Here is a 13805-nt window from a genome sequence, read left to right as displayed (position 1 = left end):
ATGTACGGGCTGTGCACGGGTGTCGAGGGGGCTGTCGGCGCCGCGCGTCGGGTGGCTGGTTTCTCTTCCTCCCTCTCTACCCCCTCTATACGCGCTCCTAGGCGCGGAGGTCCGGCAGCACGGGCACCAGTGCGTCCCAGCGGGCGATCTCGCAGCCGTTGCCGCGGTCGAAGCGGGCGTCGACGCGTCGCCCGGCCCAGGTCCCGGTGACGTACGCGGTGGCCGGCCCGCCGTACTGCATCGTGCAGACGGCGTCGGGCCGGACCGGCGCGAACGGATCCTTCCCCCAGACCGTCCGCCGATCGAGCCGCCCGCACGCCTCACGCGCGTCCGGGTGGCTGCCGCCCTGGGGGTGGCACCGCAGCTCGAACGTCCCGTCCGCCCCGCCGCCGGCCTCGCGCACGGTGACGGTCAACCGGTCCCCGGTCTCGGGCGCGGGCGTGGGTGTGGGCAGGGGCAGTGACGCGTGCGACACCGCTTCGGCGGCGTACGCGTCCGGCGCCACCGGCGCGAGCGTGCCCGCGGCGGCCGCGGCGAGCGAGGCGGCGGCACCGAGGAACAGCCGGCCCAGGGCGGCGGCGGGACGGCTGGGGGACGCGGCGGGAGGGGTCTGCGACATGACCTGACTAACGTCACGCCGGCCTCACGGTTGCGGCGCCACGTCCGCCGTTCCGCGGCGCCCCGTCAGGCCGTCGCACCACTCCCGACGTGCCATACGGCTTTGCCCTGCGGCCTCTCCGCCTAGTACCGTGGGAGGCGATTGGTGACAGCCCACCCGGCTGTGTCATCATCTGCACGCACCACTCGCGCTCGCGTGGGCGGTTGTGCTGGAGGCGTCGCCTAGTCCGGTCTATGGCGCCGCACTGCTAATGCGGTTTGGGACTTCAATCCCATCGAGGGTTCAAATCCCTCCGCCTCCGCGCTTGATCACCGAAGCCCCGGTCCACCCGACCGGGGCTTCGTCGTCCCCACCCCGCTCCGAGAGCGCCCCAGAAGCTGTTTCCCCAGGTCACAAGGGCTATGGCAAACGGATTTCACATGGCGACGGCAGTCATGTAATGTTCTTCCTGTCGCCGAGAGCGGGCCGAAAGGGCCAGGATCGGCGGGAAAACAGAACAAGCACTCGTAGCTTAACGGATAGAGCATCTGACTACGGATCAGAAGGTTGCAGGTTCGAATCCTGCCGAGTGCACACAAGCAAGACGAGGGCCCCGGAGAGATCCGGGGCCCTCGTCGTTGGCGCATACTGGTCTCAATGACAAAGCCAGGTGCACCGAAGCGCTATCTGCCCACCAGTCCCTTCAAGGCCCCGGTCGCTCCGCCTCCCAAGCACTTCGCGGTGGGCGACCAGGTCACACACGACATGTACGGCCTCGGCCGAGTGATCGGCATCGAGGACGGGATCGCCGCCCTCGTCGATTTCGGCTCCGCGCGACAGCGGATCCTGAGCCCGTACACCAAGATGAGCAAGCTGTAGGCCCGACCGCCGGGTTCCGCCCCTGAGGGGGGCGCGGCCGGCCGCGTCGCCGAGCCATGCCGCCCCGCCTCCGGCTTCGCCATGCCATCGCGGCATCGCCGCCTTCCGACGACGAACCTTCCCGAGGTCCGGACCGCCGGGCGGAGGCGCTGTCAGTGGTGCCCTCTAACGTCGTGGGGGATGGCACGCGTGTGGAGATGTACGGGGCTGCGGTGGAGCGAGGACGGGCCGCTGTTGGGGTGGGCGGGTGGACGGGGGAGTCCATTGCCCCAGGGGAAGGTGGTGGCTTTCGGAGTCGTGAGCGAGGGGCGTCGCACGTGCGTCGGCGCCAGGGGGAACCCGTGTCCGGTGCGTGCGGGGGTGCCGGGGCGGAGTATCGGGGCTCGGTGTGAGGAGTGTGCGCGGCTCGACCGGGCGCATTCCGTGGCCGCCGACACGATCGCCGATGACCCGCGGCCGTATCACGTGTACCTCGCGTGGTTCGGGCCCGCACAGGTGAAGGTCGGGATCACCGCGGTCGAGCGGGGGCCGGCGCGGCTGTTGGAGCAGGGGGCGGTCTGCTTCGGGTGGCTCGGGCGGGGGCCGCTGATGGCAGCGCGGCGGGTGGAGGAGATGCTGCGGGCCGCGCTCAAGGTGCCGGATCGGATTCCGTACGCCGAGAAGCGGCTCGTGCGGGCCGACCTGCCGGGCGTCGAGGAGCGCGTCGGGGAGCTGGCGGAGCTGCATGGGCGGGCCCTGGGGCTCGCCGGGTGGCCCGAGTCGTTGGAGCCCGTGCCCTTCCAAGCCGTCGATCACTTCGGCGTGTTCGGACTCGGCGGGTTGCCGGCCGCCGACGGTGTGGTGACCGAGCTGGTCGCCGGTGGGGTCGTGGGCGGTGAGGTCCTCGCCGTCGCCGGACCCGATCTGCATCTGGCCACCGGGCGAGGCACCGTCGTCCTCGATACGCGGCTCATGACCGGCTGGGAGTTGACCGCTCCCGTCGGCGAGGGCGCCCGTGACGTCCTCACCGTGCCCGTACGGGAGTTGAAGAGCCCGGGGGACGGGAGCGTGCAGGACGGGCTGTTCTGAGGGGGGCCGAGGGGCCTGAAGCGCCTGAAGGGCCTGAGGGTGCCTAAGGGTGCCTAAGGGGCAGGGCGCCATGGGCGCGGTGGGTCCGGGGGCGATGAGCGCGATGGGCGCGGCGGGTGCGGCGGGTAAAGACTTCGATCCCTTTGGGATCCCGTTCGGAAAGGCTGTGGACGTCGGTCGCGGCCCGGCCCGAGAGTGTTGCCATGAGTGATCAGCGGATAGCGCCTGACGAAGCACCGGACAACGCACCCGACGAAGCACCGGACAACGCACCGGACAACGCACCGGACGACGTATCTGCCGTAGCGCCCGTACCCGCCCACGAACCGCCTTACTACGCCGTCGTCTTCACCTCCACGCGGACCGAGGACCAGAGCGGGTACGGGGAGACCGCCGAGCGGATGGAGGAGTTGGTGAAAGGCGTGCCGGGGTTCCTCGGGATGGATCAGGCTCGGACACCCGGCGGGATGGCCATCACCGTGGGGTACTTCCGGGACGCCGAAGCCATCGAGGCGTGGCGGGGCGATGTCGAGCACCGGGCGGCGCAGAAGCGGGGGCGGGCCGAGTGGTACGAGAGCTACACGCTGCACATCGCCAAGGTCGAGCGGAGCCATGGTTTCGTGAGGGGAGGGGGCGAAGCATGACAGCGCTTGCATAAAGCCGGGGTCAGGGCAGGGGTGCGAGGAGGGGGCCGCTGTGTTCGTGAGGCTGTGGGTTCGCGGTGAGGCGGCCTGGCGAATGCCGTGGGAACGATCAGGAACGTACTGGTCGGCGCGGGTGGTGTCCGAGAAGTCGGGGATCTTCCCAAGGGTTGCCTGAGAGGCGCCTGTGCGTTTCTCAGAAAAATCACAGGTTCCGGAAAGGGTGTTCTCAGGGGGCCCCGACAAGGTGTCCAGCATGACCACGACCTCGCCCCAGGGGCGCACCGAACTGCTGAGGCCGGACGGGAGCCCCGTCCGAGTGCTTGTGGTGGACGACGAGCTGTCGATCACCGAACTGCTGTCCATGGCCCTGCGCTATGAGGGATGGCAGATCCGGAGTGCGGGGGACGGCACGGGTGCCCTCCAGACCGCCCGGGACTTCCGGCCCGACGCCGTCGTCCTCGACATGATGCTGCCCGACATGGACGGGCTCACCGTCCTCGGGCGGCTGCGGCGCGAGCTGCCGGACGTGCCGGTGCTCTTCCTGACCGCGAAGGACGCGGTCGAGGACCGGATCGCCGGGCTCACCGCCGGCGGTGACGACTACGTCACCAAGCCGTTCAGTCTCGAAGAGGTCGTCGCCCGGCTGCGCGGGCTCATCCGCCGCTCCGGTGCCGCCGACCGCCGCTCCGACTCCGTGCTCGTCGTCGGTGACCTCATGCTCGACGAGGACAGCCACGAGGTGTCGCGCGGCGGGGCGAACATCCACCTCACCGCCACGGAGTTCGAGCTGCTGCGGTTCCTGATGCGGAACCCGAGGCGGGTGCTCAGCAAGGCCCAGATACTCGACCGGGTGTGGTCGTACGACTTCGGCGGGCAGGCCAACGTGGTCGAGCTCTACATCTCGTATCTGCGGCGGAAGATCGACGCCGGGCGCGAGCCGATGATCCATACCCGGCGTGGGGCCGGTTACCTGATCAAGCCCGCCGCGTCATGAGCGGGCGACGACGGACGCGTACGCAGAGGCAGCTGAAGCTGAGGCGAGGGCGAGGACGACAGCCGCGCACCCTGCGTACGCGGCTCGTCGTCTCCGTGGTGGCGTTGGTCGCGGTGGTGTGTGCGGTCATCGGTACGGTGACCACGGTCGCGTTGAGCGAGCGCCTGAACGACCAGCTCAACGATCAGGTGACGGAGGTCGCCATGCGTGCCTCTGGCGGTCCGCTGAAGCCAGAGGGCGCTGGTGACGACAACCGGCCCCCGCCGGACGGCCCCTTCGGGTTCGTCACGAAGGGCGGCACCGAGGAGAACACCGTCGTCGCCCAGGTGAGTACCTCCGGCGGGATCACGAAAGCTGTGGTGGCCAAGGAGAAGACCTCCGACAGCGAGGGCTTCGAGGGCATGACGGCCGTCGCACTGAGCGCCGAGAAGGTGGCCGCTCTCGCCGACGTGTCGAAGACAGGCACCCACACCGTGGAAATCACTGGCCTCGGTGAATACCGGGTCCAGTACGTCGAGGGCAACCGGGGCAACTTCTACGTCGCGCTCCCGACCGATTCCGTCACCAAGACCCTCAACACCCTCATCGCTGTCGAACTCAGCGTCACCGGCGCCGGCCTCATCGCCGCCGGTATCGCCGGCTCCGTCCTCGTCGGCGTGGCCCTGCGCCCGCTCCGCAAGGTCGCCTCCACCGCCACCCGGGTCTCCGAGCTGCCGCTCCACACAGGCGAAGTCACCCTCAACGAGCGGGTGCCCGCGTCCGAGACCGACCCGCACACCGAGGTCGGCCAGGTGGGGGCGGCGCTCAACAGGATGCTCGACCACATCCACGGCGCCCTGCACTCGCGGCAGGAGAGCGAGACGCGCGTACGGCAGTTCGTCGCGGACGCCAGTCATGAGCTCAGGACGCCCCTCGCCTCCATTCGCGGCTACGCCGAGCTGACCCGGCGCGGCAGGGAGGAGATCGGGCCCGACACCCGGCACGCGCTCGGGCGGATCGAGTCCGAGTCCGGGCGGATGACCATGCTCGTCGAGGATCTGCTGCTGCTGGCGCGGCTCGACGCCGGCCGGCCGCTGCAGTTCGAGCAGACCGATCTCATCCCCCTCGTCGTGGACACCGTCAGCGACGCGCGTGTCGCCGGGCGGAGTCACAACTGGCGGCTCGACCTGCCGGACCTGCCCGCGCTCGTCTCGGCCGACGCGGCACGGCTTCAGCAGGTGCTCGTCAACCTGCTGGCGAACGCGCGCACGCATACCCCGCCCGGTACGACCGTCACCGCGCGCGTCCAGCGGCGTGGGCCGTGGATGTGCGTCGATGTCGAGGACGACGGGCAGGGCATCCCGGAGGAGTTGCTGCCGCACGTGTTCGAGCGGTTCGCGCGAGGGGACTCGTCGCGCTCCAGGGCGTCCGGGTCGACCGGGCTCGGGCTCGCCATCGTGCAGGCCGTGGCCGACGCGCACGGTGGTGCCGTGACCGTCGACAGCGTGCCCGGCAGGACCGTGTTCACCGTGCATCTGCCCGCCCTCGGCCGGGATGTGCCGCCGCTCGACGACGCCGCGAACTGGCAGCTCGACGACGCGCAGTACGACGGCGGGCATGACGGAGAGTTCGACGGGAACGACCTGGTGACCGGCGCGACAAACTGGCAATCGGACTCACAGGCACACCACAGTGTGAGCACACGGGCATAACAGAGCGGCTCGCGAATGTGGTTGTCATGCGAACCGACTCTTCTCCCGGCACCCTGCCGGCGCGGGAGCACCTCCCGGCCGGAAACGCCGGTACGCCTGTCCTGGACGTAGTGATCCCCGTCTACAACGAGGAGAAGGACCTCCAGCCGTGCGTGCTCAGACTGCACGAGCACCTCGCGCGCACCTTCCCGTACGCCTTCCGCATCACGATCGCGGACAACGCGTCCACGGACACCACCCCGCAGGTGGCCGCGCGGCTGGAGGCGGAGCTCCCCGAGGTCACGTCCTTCCGACTTGAGCAGAAGGGGCGCGGGCGGGCCCTCAGGACCGTGTGGTCCGCGTCCGACGCGCCGGTCCTCGCCTACATGGACGTGGACCTGTCCACCGACCTGAACGCCCTGCTGCCGCTGGTGGCCCCGCTGATCTCCGGTCACTCGGACCTCGCGATCGGCTCCCGGCTCGCCCGCTCCTCGCGGGTGGTGCGCGGCACCAAGCGGGAGTTCATCAGCCGTGCGTACAACCTGATCCTGCGCGGCTCGCTGCAGGCCCGCTTCTCGGACGCGCAGTGCGGGTTCAAGGCGATACGCCGCGACGTGGCGCAGGTGCTGCTGCCGCTCGTCGAGGACACCGGGTGGTTCTTCGACACCGAGATGCTGGTGCTTGCCGAGCGCGCCGGGCTCAGGATTCATGAAGTGCCGGTGGACTGGGTCGACGACCCGAACTCCACCGTCCACATCGTGAAGACCGCCACCGACGACCTCAAGGGTGTCTGGCGGGTCGGCAAGGCCCTGGCCACCGGATCACTCGCGCTGGACCGGCTCGCCCGGCCGTTCGGGGACGACCCCCGGGACCGCGAGATCCAGGACGTACCACGCGGCCTCGCCCGCCAGCTCCTCGGCTTCTGCGTGGTGGGCGGCCTCTCCACCCTCTTCTACCTGCTCCTCTACAGCGGCTTCCGGACCTTCTCGGGGTCGCAGATCGCCAACGCGCTCGCCCTGCTGGTCTCGGCGGTCGCCAACACGGCGGCCAACCGGCGGCTGACCTTCGGCGTCCGCGGCCGCGGCGGTGTCATCAAGCACCAGGCACAGGGCCTGGTCGTGTTCGGCATCGGACTGGCCCTCACCAGCGGCTCGCTCGCCGCCCTGAACGCGGCGACCTCCGACCCCGCGCACTCCACGGAACTGGCGGTCCTCATCGCCGCCAACCTCGCGGCGACGGTGCTGCGGTTCCTGCTCTTCCGGGCGTGGGTGTTCCCGGACCGGGGCGACGGGTCGTCCCACGACGGGACGCCCGCTGCTCCGGGCTCGACCGTCGTCGCCTCGCACCAGCCCGCCGACGCGGCCTCGCCCCCGTACCCGACGTCGATCGGGGTGCGACCCGGTCAGCCCGGCCCGTATGGCCACCAGGACCGGTTCCACCCGCTGCCGCAGCGCCCGACCGTGAGCCAGAACAACCGCGCCGAGTACGCGACGGCGCCCCGAGCCCCGTACGGGAACGCCCCGTACACCACGACCCAGTTCCGCGCCGGTGAAGCCGCGGACCGCACCTGGGGGGACGCGACCATGCCGATGCGGCCGGTGCGCCCGCACGATCAGGATTCGAGGAACGCACGATGACCACGCAGTTCGAGACGACGAGCCGGGCGGGGGATCCCGGCCCCGACCGGGACCCGTCGACGACGGCCCATCAGGAACCGGTGGTTCCGGAGGCACCCGCCGAGCCCCCGGCCCCCGGGGCCGGTGAGCCCAAGCAGCCCTTCGCCAAGCGGCTGTGGAGAGGCCGGCCGGAGGACAACCGCTGGACACGCCCCGGCTTCCTCCTCACGCTGCTGCTCATCGGCGGCCTCTACACCTGGAACCTCACGGCCTCCGGCTACGCCAACTCCTTCTACTCGGCGGCCGTGCAGGCGGGCAGCCAGTCCTGGAAGGCCTTCTTCTTCGGCTCGCTGGACTCCGCCAACGCCATCACCGTGGACAAGCCCCCGGCCTCGCTGTGGCCGATGGCGCTGTCGGTGCGGCTCTTCGGCCTCAACTCCTTCGCGATCCTGTTCCCGCAGGTCCTGATGGCGGTCGCCACCGCCGGGGTGCTGTGGGCGGCCGTACGCCGTCGCTTCACCGCCACGGCCGGCTTCCTCACCATGGCGGTGTTCGCGCTCACGCCCGTCGCCGCGCTGATGTTCCGCTTCAACAACCCGGACGCGGCCCTCGCGCTGCTGATGGCCGCCGCGGTCTACTGCACGCAGCGCGCGATGGAGAAGGCGCGGACGAAGTGGCTGGTCTGGGCGGGTGTCGCCATCGGCGTCGCCTTCCTCGTCAAGACCCTCCAGGCGTTCCTGATCCTGCCGCCCCTGGCGATCGTGTACGTCGTCCTCGCGCCGGCCCCGGTGAAGAAGCGGGTCGGTCAGGTGCTGCTCGCCGGGCTCGCGATGGTCGTCGCCGGCGGCTGGTGGGTCGCGATCGTCGAGCTGTGGCCCGCGTCCTCCCGCCCGTACATCGGCGGCTCGCAGAACAACTCCTTCCTCGAACTGACCTTCGGCTACAACGGTCTCGGCCGTATCAACGGCGAGGAGACCGGCAGCGTCGGCGGTGGCGGAGGCGGAGGCGGTGGTGGCGGCAACTGGGGCGAGACCGGCTGGGACCGGATGTTCAGCTCCTCCATCGGCGGCCAGATCTCCTGGCTGATCCCGGCCGCGCTGATCCTGCTGGGCGCCGCGATCTGGGCGACCCGCAAGTTGAAGCGCACGGACACCACCCGCGCGGCCTTCCTCCTCTGGGGCGGCTCGCTGCTGATCACCATGGTGGTCTTCAGCTTCATGCAGGGCATCTTCCACGAGTACTACACCGTGGCCCTGGCCCCCTACATCGCGCCGCTGATCGGTATGGGCGCGGCTCTGCTCTGGGACCGGCGGAGCAAGCTCTGGGCGTCGATCACCATGGCGGCCGCCATGACGGCCACGGCCGTCTGGGGTTACGTCCTCCTCAACCGCTCGTCCGACTACCTGCCCTGGCTCAAGTGGGTCGTGCTCGTCGGTGGCCTGGTCGCCGCGCTCGGCCTGGTCTTCGTGGCCAGGCTGGGGCGTCAACTGGCCCTGGCGGCCGTGGGCCTGAGCTTCGTCACCGCGGTGGCGGGTCCGACGGCGTACACCCTCACCACCCTGGGCGAGGGCCACACCGGCTCGATCGTGACGGCCGGTCCGTCCGTCCAGGGCGCCCGCGGCGGTCCCGGCGGCGGCATGGGCGGCGGTCCCGGTGGCGGCGGTGGCGGTATGCCGGGCCAGAACAACCAGCAGGGCAACGGCCAGAACCAGCAGGGCGGCCAGAACAACCAGCAGGGCAACGGTCAGATGGGCCAGCCCCCGACCGGCGGCTTCGGCGGCGGCCAGAACCAGCAGCAGGGCCAGGGCAACGGCCAGACCCGGAACGGTGACGGCGGCGGCATGGGTGGCGGCGGTGGCGGCATGGGCGGCCTGATCAACGGCACCTCCGTCAGCGACGAGGCCAAGAAACTGCTGGAGAAGAACGCCGGTGACTACACCTGGGCCGCCGCCGCCATCGGCGCCCAGAACGCGGCGAGCTACCAGCTCTCCACCGGCGACCCGGTCATGGCGATCGGTGGCTTCAACGGCACCGACCCGTCCCCGACCCTCGCGGAGTTCAAGAAGTACGTGGCGGACGGCAAGATCCACTACTTCATCGCCGGCGGATCCGGCGGCGGCATGGGCGGCAGCAGCGACGGCACCTCCTCGCAGATCACCTCCTGGGTCCAGGAGAACTTCGAGTCGGTGACGGTCGACGGCACGACGTTCTACGACCTGACGCAGGCGAAGTGACCGAGGCCGCGGCGTGAGCGGGGCCGTGGCGTGAGCGGGGCGGTGGCCCGGGGGCGGACGAACTCCCGGGCCACCGCCCTTTTCGGACGTCGGAGAAATACACGTTGTACGCCGTATAGGAACTGTTCTACGGTGTAGAGCATGTCCACCCCCACCGCTTCCACCGCGCCCACCGCGCCCTCCACCCAGGGCCACCCGCAGCGCTGGCTGATCCTCGGCGTCATCTGTCTCGCGCAGCTCACCGTCCTGCTGGACAACACCGTGCTGAACGTGGCGATCCCCTCCCTCACGGAGGAGCTGGGGGCGGCCACCTCGGACATCCAGTGGATGATCAACGCCTACTCGCTGGTGCAGTCGGGGCTGCTGCTCACCGCGGGCAGCGCGGCCGACCGCTACGGCCGCAAGAAGATGCTGATCGCGGGCCTGGTGCTGTTCGGCATCGGCTCGCTGGCGGCCGGACTCGCCCAGTCCACCGGGCAGTTGATCGCCGCGCGGGCCGGGATGGGCGTCGGCGGCGCGCTGCTGCTGACCACGACTCTCGCCGTCGCCATGCAGATCTTCGCGCCCGAGGAGCAGCCGAAGGCGATCGGTATCTGGGCCGCGGTCAACGCGCTCGGCTTCGCGGCCGGCCCTCTCCTCGGCGGATTCATGCTCGGCCACTTCTGGTGGGGTGCCATCTTCCTGATCAACCTGCCGGTCGCCGCGCTGGGCGTGGTGGCCGTGATCGCCCTGGTCCCCGAGTCGAAGAACCCGCAGGGAGACCGGCCGGACCTGCTGGGCGCGCTGCTGTCGACCATCGGCATGACGGCACTGGTGTACGCGATCATCTCGGGCCCCGAGCACGGCTGGACGTCCGGCCGGGTGCTCGCCACGGCCGCCGTCGCCGTGGTCGTCCTCGCGGCCTTCGCATCCTGGGAGAGCCGTATCCCCTACCCCATGCTCGACCCGCACTTCTTCCGCGACCGGCGCTTCACGGGTGCCGTGGCCGGCGTGGTCCTGATCACGTTCGGCATGGGCGGCGCGCTGTTCCTCCTCACCCAGCATCTGCAGTTCGTGCTCGGCTACGACGCGTTGGAGGCGGGGCTGCGGACCGCGCCCCTCGCGCTGGTCGTCGTCGCGCTCAACTTCTCCGGCCTCTCGGCGAAGTGGACGGCGAAGCTCGGAACGCCGGTGTCGATCGCGCTGGGCATGGTGCTGATGTCGGGCGGGCTGGTCTCCGTCGCGACGATGGCCTCCGGCGGTTACGCGGGGACCCTGCTCGGGCTGGTGCTGATCGGGGTGGGCTGCGCGATCGCCAACCCCGCGATGGCGCACGCGATCATGAGCGCGATTCCGCCGGCCAAGGCGGGGGTGGGGGCCGGGATCAACGGCACGCTCGCGGAGTTCGGGACGGGGCTGGGGGTGGCCGTGCTGGGGGCGGTGCTCAACTCCCGGTTCGCGGCGACGGTTTCGGTGGCGGCGGCGTCGTTGCCCGCGGCGTTGGGAGCGGCGGACACGGCCGCGGAGAGGGCCGGGGTGCTGTCCGCGTTCTCGTCCGGGCTGGAGGCGAGTCTGCTGGTGGGGGCCGTGGCCGTGCTGCTCGGGGGGCTGGTGGCGGCGGGGCTGCTGCGCAGGGCGGAGAAGGCGGATGCGGAGGTGGTGGTCGCCTCATAGCTCGGGGGTGCGGTGTTCTCGCGACCGCGGGTACGTCGTGGCTGCTCGCGCGGTTCCCCGCGCCCCTCACGGGGCGCGGCACGCCTAGCATCGTCACCAGTGAACGGACGATCGTCGTCGTGTTTCTGGGAAGGTGCTCATGGTGAGGGCAGCCGGTCGGGCCGAGGGGTCCGCGCGAGCCAGTGTCTGGCTGGAAGGCAAGGCGCGGGACGGGCGGGGTCGGCAGCCGTCGGGGCTGGACCGGGAGCGGATCACCGGGACGGCCGTGCGGCTGCTGGACGCGGAGGGGCTGGGCAAGTTCTCGATGCGCCGGCTGGCCGCCGAGCTGAACGTGACCGCGATGTCGGTCTACTGGTACGTCGACACCAAGGACGACCTGCTGGAACTGGCCCTGGACCAGGCGTTCGACGAGATGCGGCTGCCCCCGGCGGACTCCGACGAGGACTGGCGGGACCAACTGCGCACGCTCGCCGGGGAGTACCGGGCGATCCTGGTCCGCCACCCCTGGGTGTCACCGCTCGCGGGCACCTTCCTCAACATCGGCCCGCACGCGCTCGACTTCTCACTCGCCGTGCAGCGCGTGATCCGCCGCACCGGCCTGCCCGCGCGCGGCCAGGCCGGTGCCATCTCGGCGGTCTTCCAGTTCGTGTACGGCTTCGGCACCATCGAGGGCCACTTCGTCCAGCGCTGCGCCGCGGCCGGCATGACCCAGGAGGAGTACTTCCGGCACGCCATGAGCGCGGTGTCCGACACCCTCGAACCCCACGAGGTCATCCAGCACTCCGCGGACCTCATGGAGGCCCGTGGCGGCGACACGGTCGAGGAGATGCGCGCCTATGACTTCACCTACGCCCTGGACACCCTCGTCGCCGGCATCGAGGTGATGGCACGGCGGGGCTGACTACTCCCCGGACGCCAGCCGCGCCGGGAAGCCGCCGGTGGCCACCGGCCCCCACCTCTCCGGAGTGACCCGGATGATCGACTTGCCCTGCTTGACCATGGCGGCCCGGTACTCGTCCCAGTCCGGGTGCTCGCCCGAGATGTTCCGGAAGTACTCCACCAGGGGTTCGACCGAGTCCGGCGAGTCGATGACCTCCGCCGTACCGTCGATCTGGACCCAGGGGCCGTCCCAGTCGTCGCTCAGCACGACGACGCTCACGCGCTCGTCCCGCTTGGCGTTACGTGTCTTGGCGCGCTCGGGATACGTGGAGACCACGATCCGGCCCGAGTCGTCGACGCCGCAGGTCAACGGCGATGCCTGCGGGCTGCCGTCGGCCCGCCGGGTGAGCAGGAGCGCCCGGTGCCGGGGGCGCACGAAGTCGAGCAGCTCTTCGAGGGAGACCGAGGTGTTGGTCGCGATGTTCCGTGCCATGGCGGTCAGCGTAGGCCCTCGGCCCGCCCGTGAGGCTGACCCTGTCGTGCGTACCCACGCGCCACGCGCCACGCCCACGCGCCACGCGCCACGCGCCACGCGCCACGCGCCACGCGCCACGCGCCACGCGCCACGCGCCACGCGCCACGCGCCACGCGCCACGCGCCACGCCCACGCCCACGCCCACGCCCACGCCCACGCCCACGCCCTGTGCCTACGGCAGCGTCTCGCCCTGGACCGCCTGCACGTCCAGCTCGGCCTTCAGCGTCGTACCGATCGCCGCGATTCCCGCCCGCACCACCTGGTTGTGGTTCATGGCGAAGTCCTCGCGGCGGAGTTCGGTGGTGGCCCGGAAGGCGGCGTGCGTGCCGCCCCAGGGGTCCGCGCCGGTCCGAGACAGGCGAGGTCCAGGTCCACCGGCCGGACGACCCCGTGCATCCCCAGCTCGCCGTGGACGGTCCAGCGGTCCGGGCCGACGGGGGTCAGACCGGTCGAGACGTAGGTGATCTCGGGGTGCCGTTCGACGTCCAGGAAGTCCGGGGACCGCAGATGCCGGTCCCGCGTCGCGTTCCCCGTGTCGATCGAGGCGGCCCGGATCACCGCCTCCACCCGGGACTTGGTCCCCTCGTCCGGGGCCGGGGCGATCTCGATGGAGGCCGAGAAGTCGGTGAAGCGGCCGCGGACGCTGGAGATGCCGAGGTGCTGGGCCACGGCGGCGACGGAGGAGTGGGCCGGGTCGACGGTCCAGGGACCCGGGCGGGGGCAGTTCCGTGTCGACCGGCCGGGCGAGGGCGACCGTGCCGACCTCCGCCCGGCGACTCGCCGTCACCAGGGCACCGGCGGCGAACGGCGCGTAGCCGACCGCCGTGACGATCACCGTGACGATCACCGTGTACGCGCCGGGCGCGAGCGGTGTCGGGTCGTGCACGCCCCCTTCGGCGTCCGCCTCGGCCCGCAGCACCTGCGTACCGCTCCCCCACTCTCGGCTTCGCTCGAGCGGGAGGTACCCCCACCGGTCACCGTGACGACCGCGTGCGACACGGCCCATCCGTCCCGGGTGCGGATTTTCGCGGTCTC

At 71.0% G+C, this 13805-nt stretch carries 11 protein-coding genes, 2 tRNA genes and 1 pseudogene; 11 read left to right on the top strand and 3 right to left on the bottom strand.

Annotated features, from left to right (window positions below; genetic code table 11):
- Window positions 1–97 precede the first annotated feature (97 nt).
- Window positions 98–619, bottom strand: coding sequence for an SSI family serine proteinase inhibitor (locus OG272_RS24465; protein WP_405894842.1), 522 nt, complete (start codon window positions 617–619; stop codon window positions 98–100).
- 210 nt (window positions 620–829) lie between these two features.
- Here OG272_RS24465 and OG272_RS24460 point away from each other — a divergent pair.
- The 11 genes from OG272_RS24460 (at window position 830) to OG272_RS24410 (ending at window position 12257) form a co-directional block, all read left to right on the top strand.
- Window positions 830–920 (top strand) — tRNA-Ser (locus OG272_RS24460).
- A 199-nt stretch (window positions 921–1119) separates the two neighbouring features.
- Window positions 1120–1192: transfer RNA gene (locus OG272_RS24455), tRNA-Arg, on the top strand.
- 63 nt (window positions 1193–1255) lie between these two features.
- Window positions 1256–1477, top strand: a complete 222-nt coding sequence (locus OG272_RS24450) for a hypothetical protein (RefSeq protein ID WP_013002359.1) — start codon at window positions 1256–1258, stop codon at window positions 1475–1477.
- A 180-nt stretch (window positions 1478–1657) separates the two neighbouring features.
- Window positions 1658–2545 carry a DUF2797 domain-containing protein gene (locus OG272_RS24445; protein WP_327728854.1) on the top strand — a complete coding sequence of 296 codons (888 nt, stop codon included), beginning with the start codon at window positions 1658–1660 and terminating at the stop codon, window positions 2543–2545.
- 203 nt (window positions 2546–2748) lie between these two features.
- On the top strand, window positions 2749–3189 hold the full coding sequence (locus tag OG272_RS24440; RefSeq protein WP_328506737.1) for an antibiotic biosynthesis monooxygenase: 441 nt from the start codon (window positions 2749–2751) through the stop codon (window positions 3187–3189).
- 253 nt (window positions 3190–3442) lie between these two features.
- On the top strand, window positions 3443–4183 hold the full coding sequence (locus tag OG272_RS24435; protein ID WP_046912936.1) for a response regulator transcription factor: 741 nt from the start codon (window positions 3443–3445) through the stop codon (window positions 4181–4183).
- Complete coding sequence (locus OG272_RS24430; protein ID WP_405894839.1) at window positions 4180–5874, top strand: sensor histidine kinase; 1695 nt, start codon at window positions 4180–4182, stop codon at window positions 5872–5874. The genes OG272_RS24435 and OG272_RS24430 overlap by 4 nt, the downstream gene beginning before the upstream one ends.
- 26 nt (window positions 5875–5900) lie before the next feature.
- Entirely contained in the window at window positions 5901–7490 is a 1590-nt protein-coding gene (locus OG272_RS24425; RefSeq protein ID WP_326581038.1) for a bifunctional glycosyltransferase family 2/GtrA family protein, read from the top strand.
- The gene (locus OG272_RS24420) at window positions 7487–9703 is read left to right on the top strand and encodes an ArnT family glycosyltransferase (protein ID WP_405894837.1); all 2217 of its coding nucleotides are present in this window, start codon (window positions 7487–7489) and stop codon (window positions 9701–9703) included. Before OG272_RS24425 ends, OG272_RS24420 begins: the two co-directional genes overlap by 4 nt.
- Window positions 9704–9844: 141 nt before the next feature.
- Window positions 9845–11356 (top strand): MFS transporter, encoded by a 1512-nt coding sequence (locus tag OG272_RS24415; protein WP_328506739.1) that lies wholly within the window; start codon window positions 9845–9847, stop codon window positions 11354–11356.
- Between the two features lie 139 nt (window positions 11357–11495).
- Window positions 11496–12257 (top strand): TetR/AcrR family transcriptional regulator, encoded by a 762-nt coding sequence (locus OG272_RS24410; protein ID WP_326581044.1) that lies wholly within the window; start codon window positions 11496–11498, stop codon window positions 12255–12257.
- Here the strand turns inward: OG272_RS24410 and OG272_RS24405 are convergent, their stop codons facing one another.
- Window positions 12258–12728, bottom strand: a complete 471-nt coding sequence (locus OG272_RS24405; protein ID WP_327728859.1) for a PPOX class F420-dependent oxidoreductase — start codon at window positions 12726–12728, stop codon at window positions 12258–12260.
- A 214-nt stretch (window positions 12729–12942) separates the two neighbouring features.
- Window positions 12943–13793 (bottom strand): annotated as a pseudogene (locus OG272_RS24400) (YceI family protein).
- Window positions 13794–13805: the final 12 nt, after the last annotated feature.

The sequence above is a fragment of the Streptomyces sp. NBC_00104 genome (genome assembly GCF_045160825.1).
Lineage (GTDB): Bacteria > Actinomycetota > Actinomycetes > Streptomycetales > Streptomycetaceae > Streptomyces.
Note: the sequence above shows the minus strand (reverse complement) of the source record. Positions and strands in the feature narration are given on the sequence as shown.

Coding starts and splice junctions, on each gene's coding strand:
- OG272_RS24450 (WP_013002359.1), top strand. CDS start 1,256: ATGACAAAGCCAGGTGCACCGAAGCGCTATCTGCCCACCAGTCCCTTC.
- OG272_RS24415 (WP_328506739.1), top strand. CDS start 9,845: ATGTCCACCCCCACCGCTTCCACCGCGCCCACCGCGCCCTCCACCCAG.
- OG272_RS24465 (WP_405894842.1), bottom strand. CDS start 619: ATGTCGCAGACCCCTCCCGCCGCGTCCCCCAGCCGTCCCGCCGCCGCC.
- OG272_RS24430 (WP_405894839.1), top strand. CDS start 4,180: ATGAGCGGGCGACGACGGACGCGTACGCAGAGGCAGCTGAAGCTGAGG.
- OG272_RS24405 (WP_327728859.1), bottom strand. CDS start 12,728: ATGGCACGGAACATCGCGACCAACACCTCGGTCTCCCTCGAAGAGCTG.
- OG272_RS24420 (WP_405894837.1), top strand. CDS start 7,487: ATGACCACGCAGTTCGAGACGACGAGCCGGGCGGGGGATCCCGGCCCC.
- OG272_RS24425 (WP_326581038.1), top strand. CDS start 5,901: ATGCGAACCGACTCTTCTCCCGGCACCCTGCCGGCGCGGGAGCACCTC.
- OG272_RS24410 (WP_326581044.1), top strand. CDS start 11,496: ATGGTGAGGGCAGCCGGTCGGGCCGAGGGGTCCGCGCGAGCCAGTGTC.
- OG272_RS24445 (WP_327728854.1), top strand. CDS start 1,658: ATGGCACGCGTGTGGAGATGTACGGGGCTGCGGTGGAGCGAGGACGGG.
- OG272_RS24435 (WP_046912936.1), top strand. CDS start 3,443: ATGACCACGACCTCGCCCCAGGGGCGCACCGAACTGCTGAGGCCGGAC.
- OG272_RS24440 (WP_328506737.1), top strand. CDS start 2,749: ATGAGTGATCAGCGGATAGCGCCTGACGAAGCACCGGACAACGCACCC.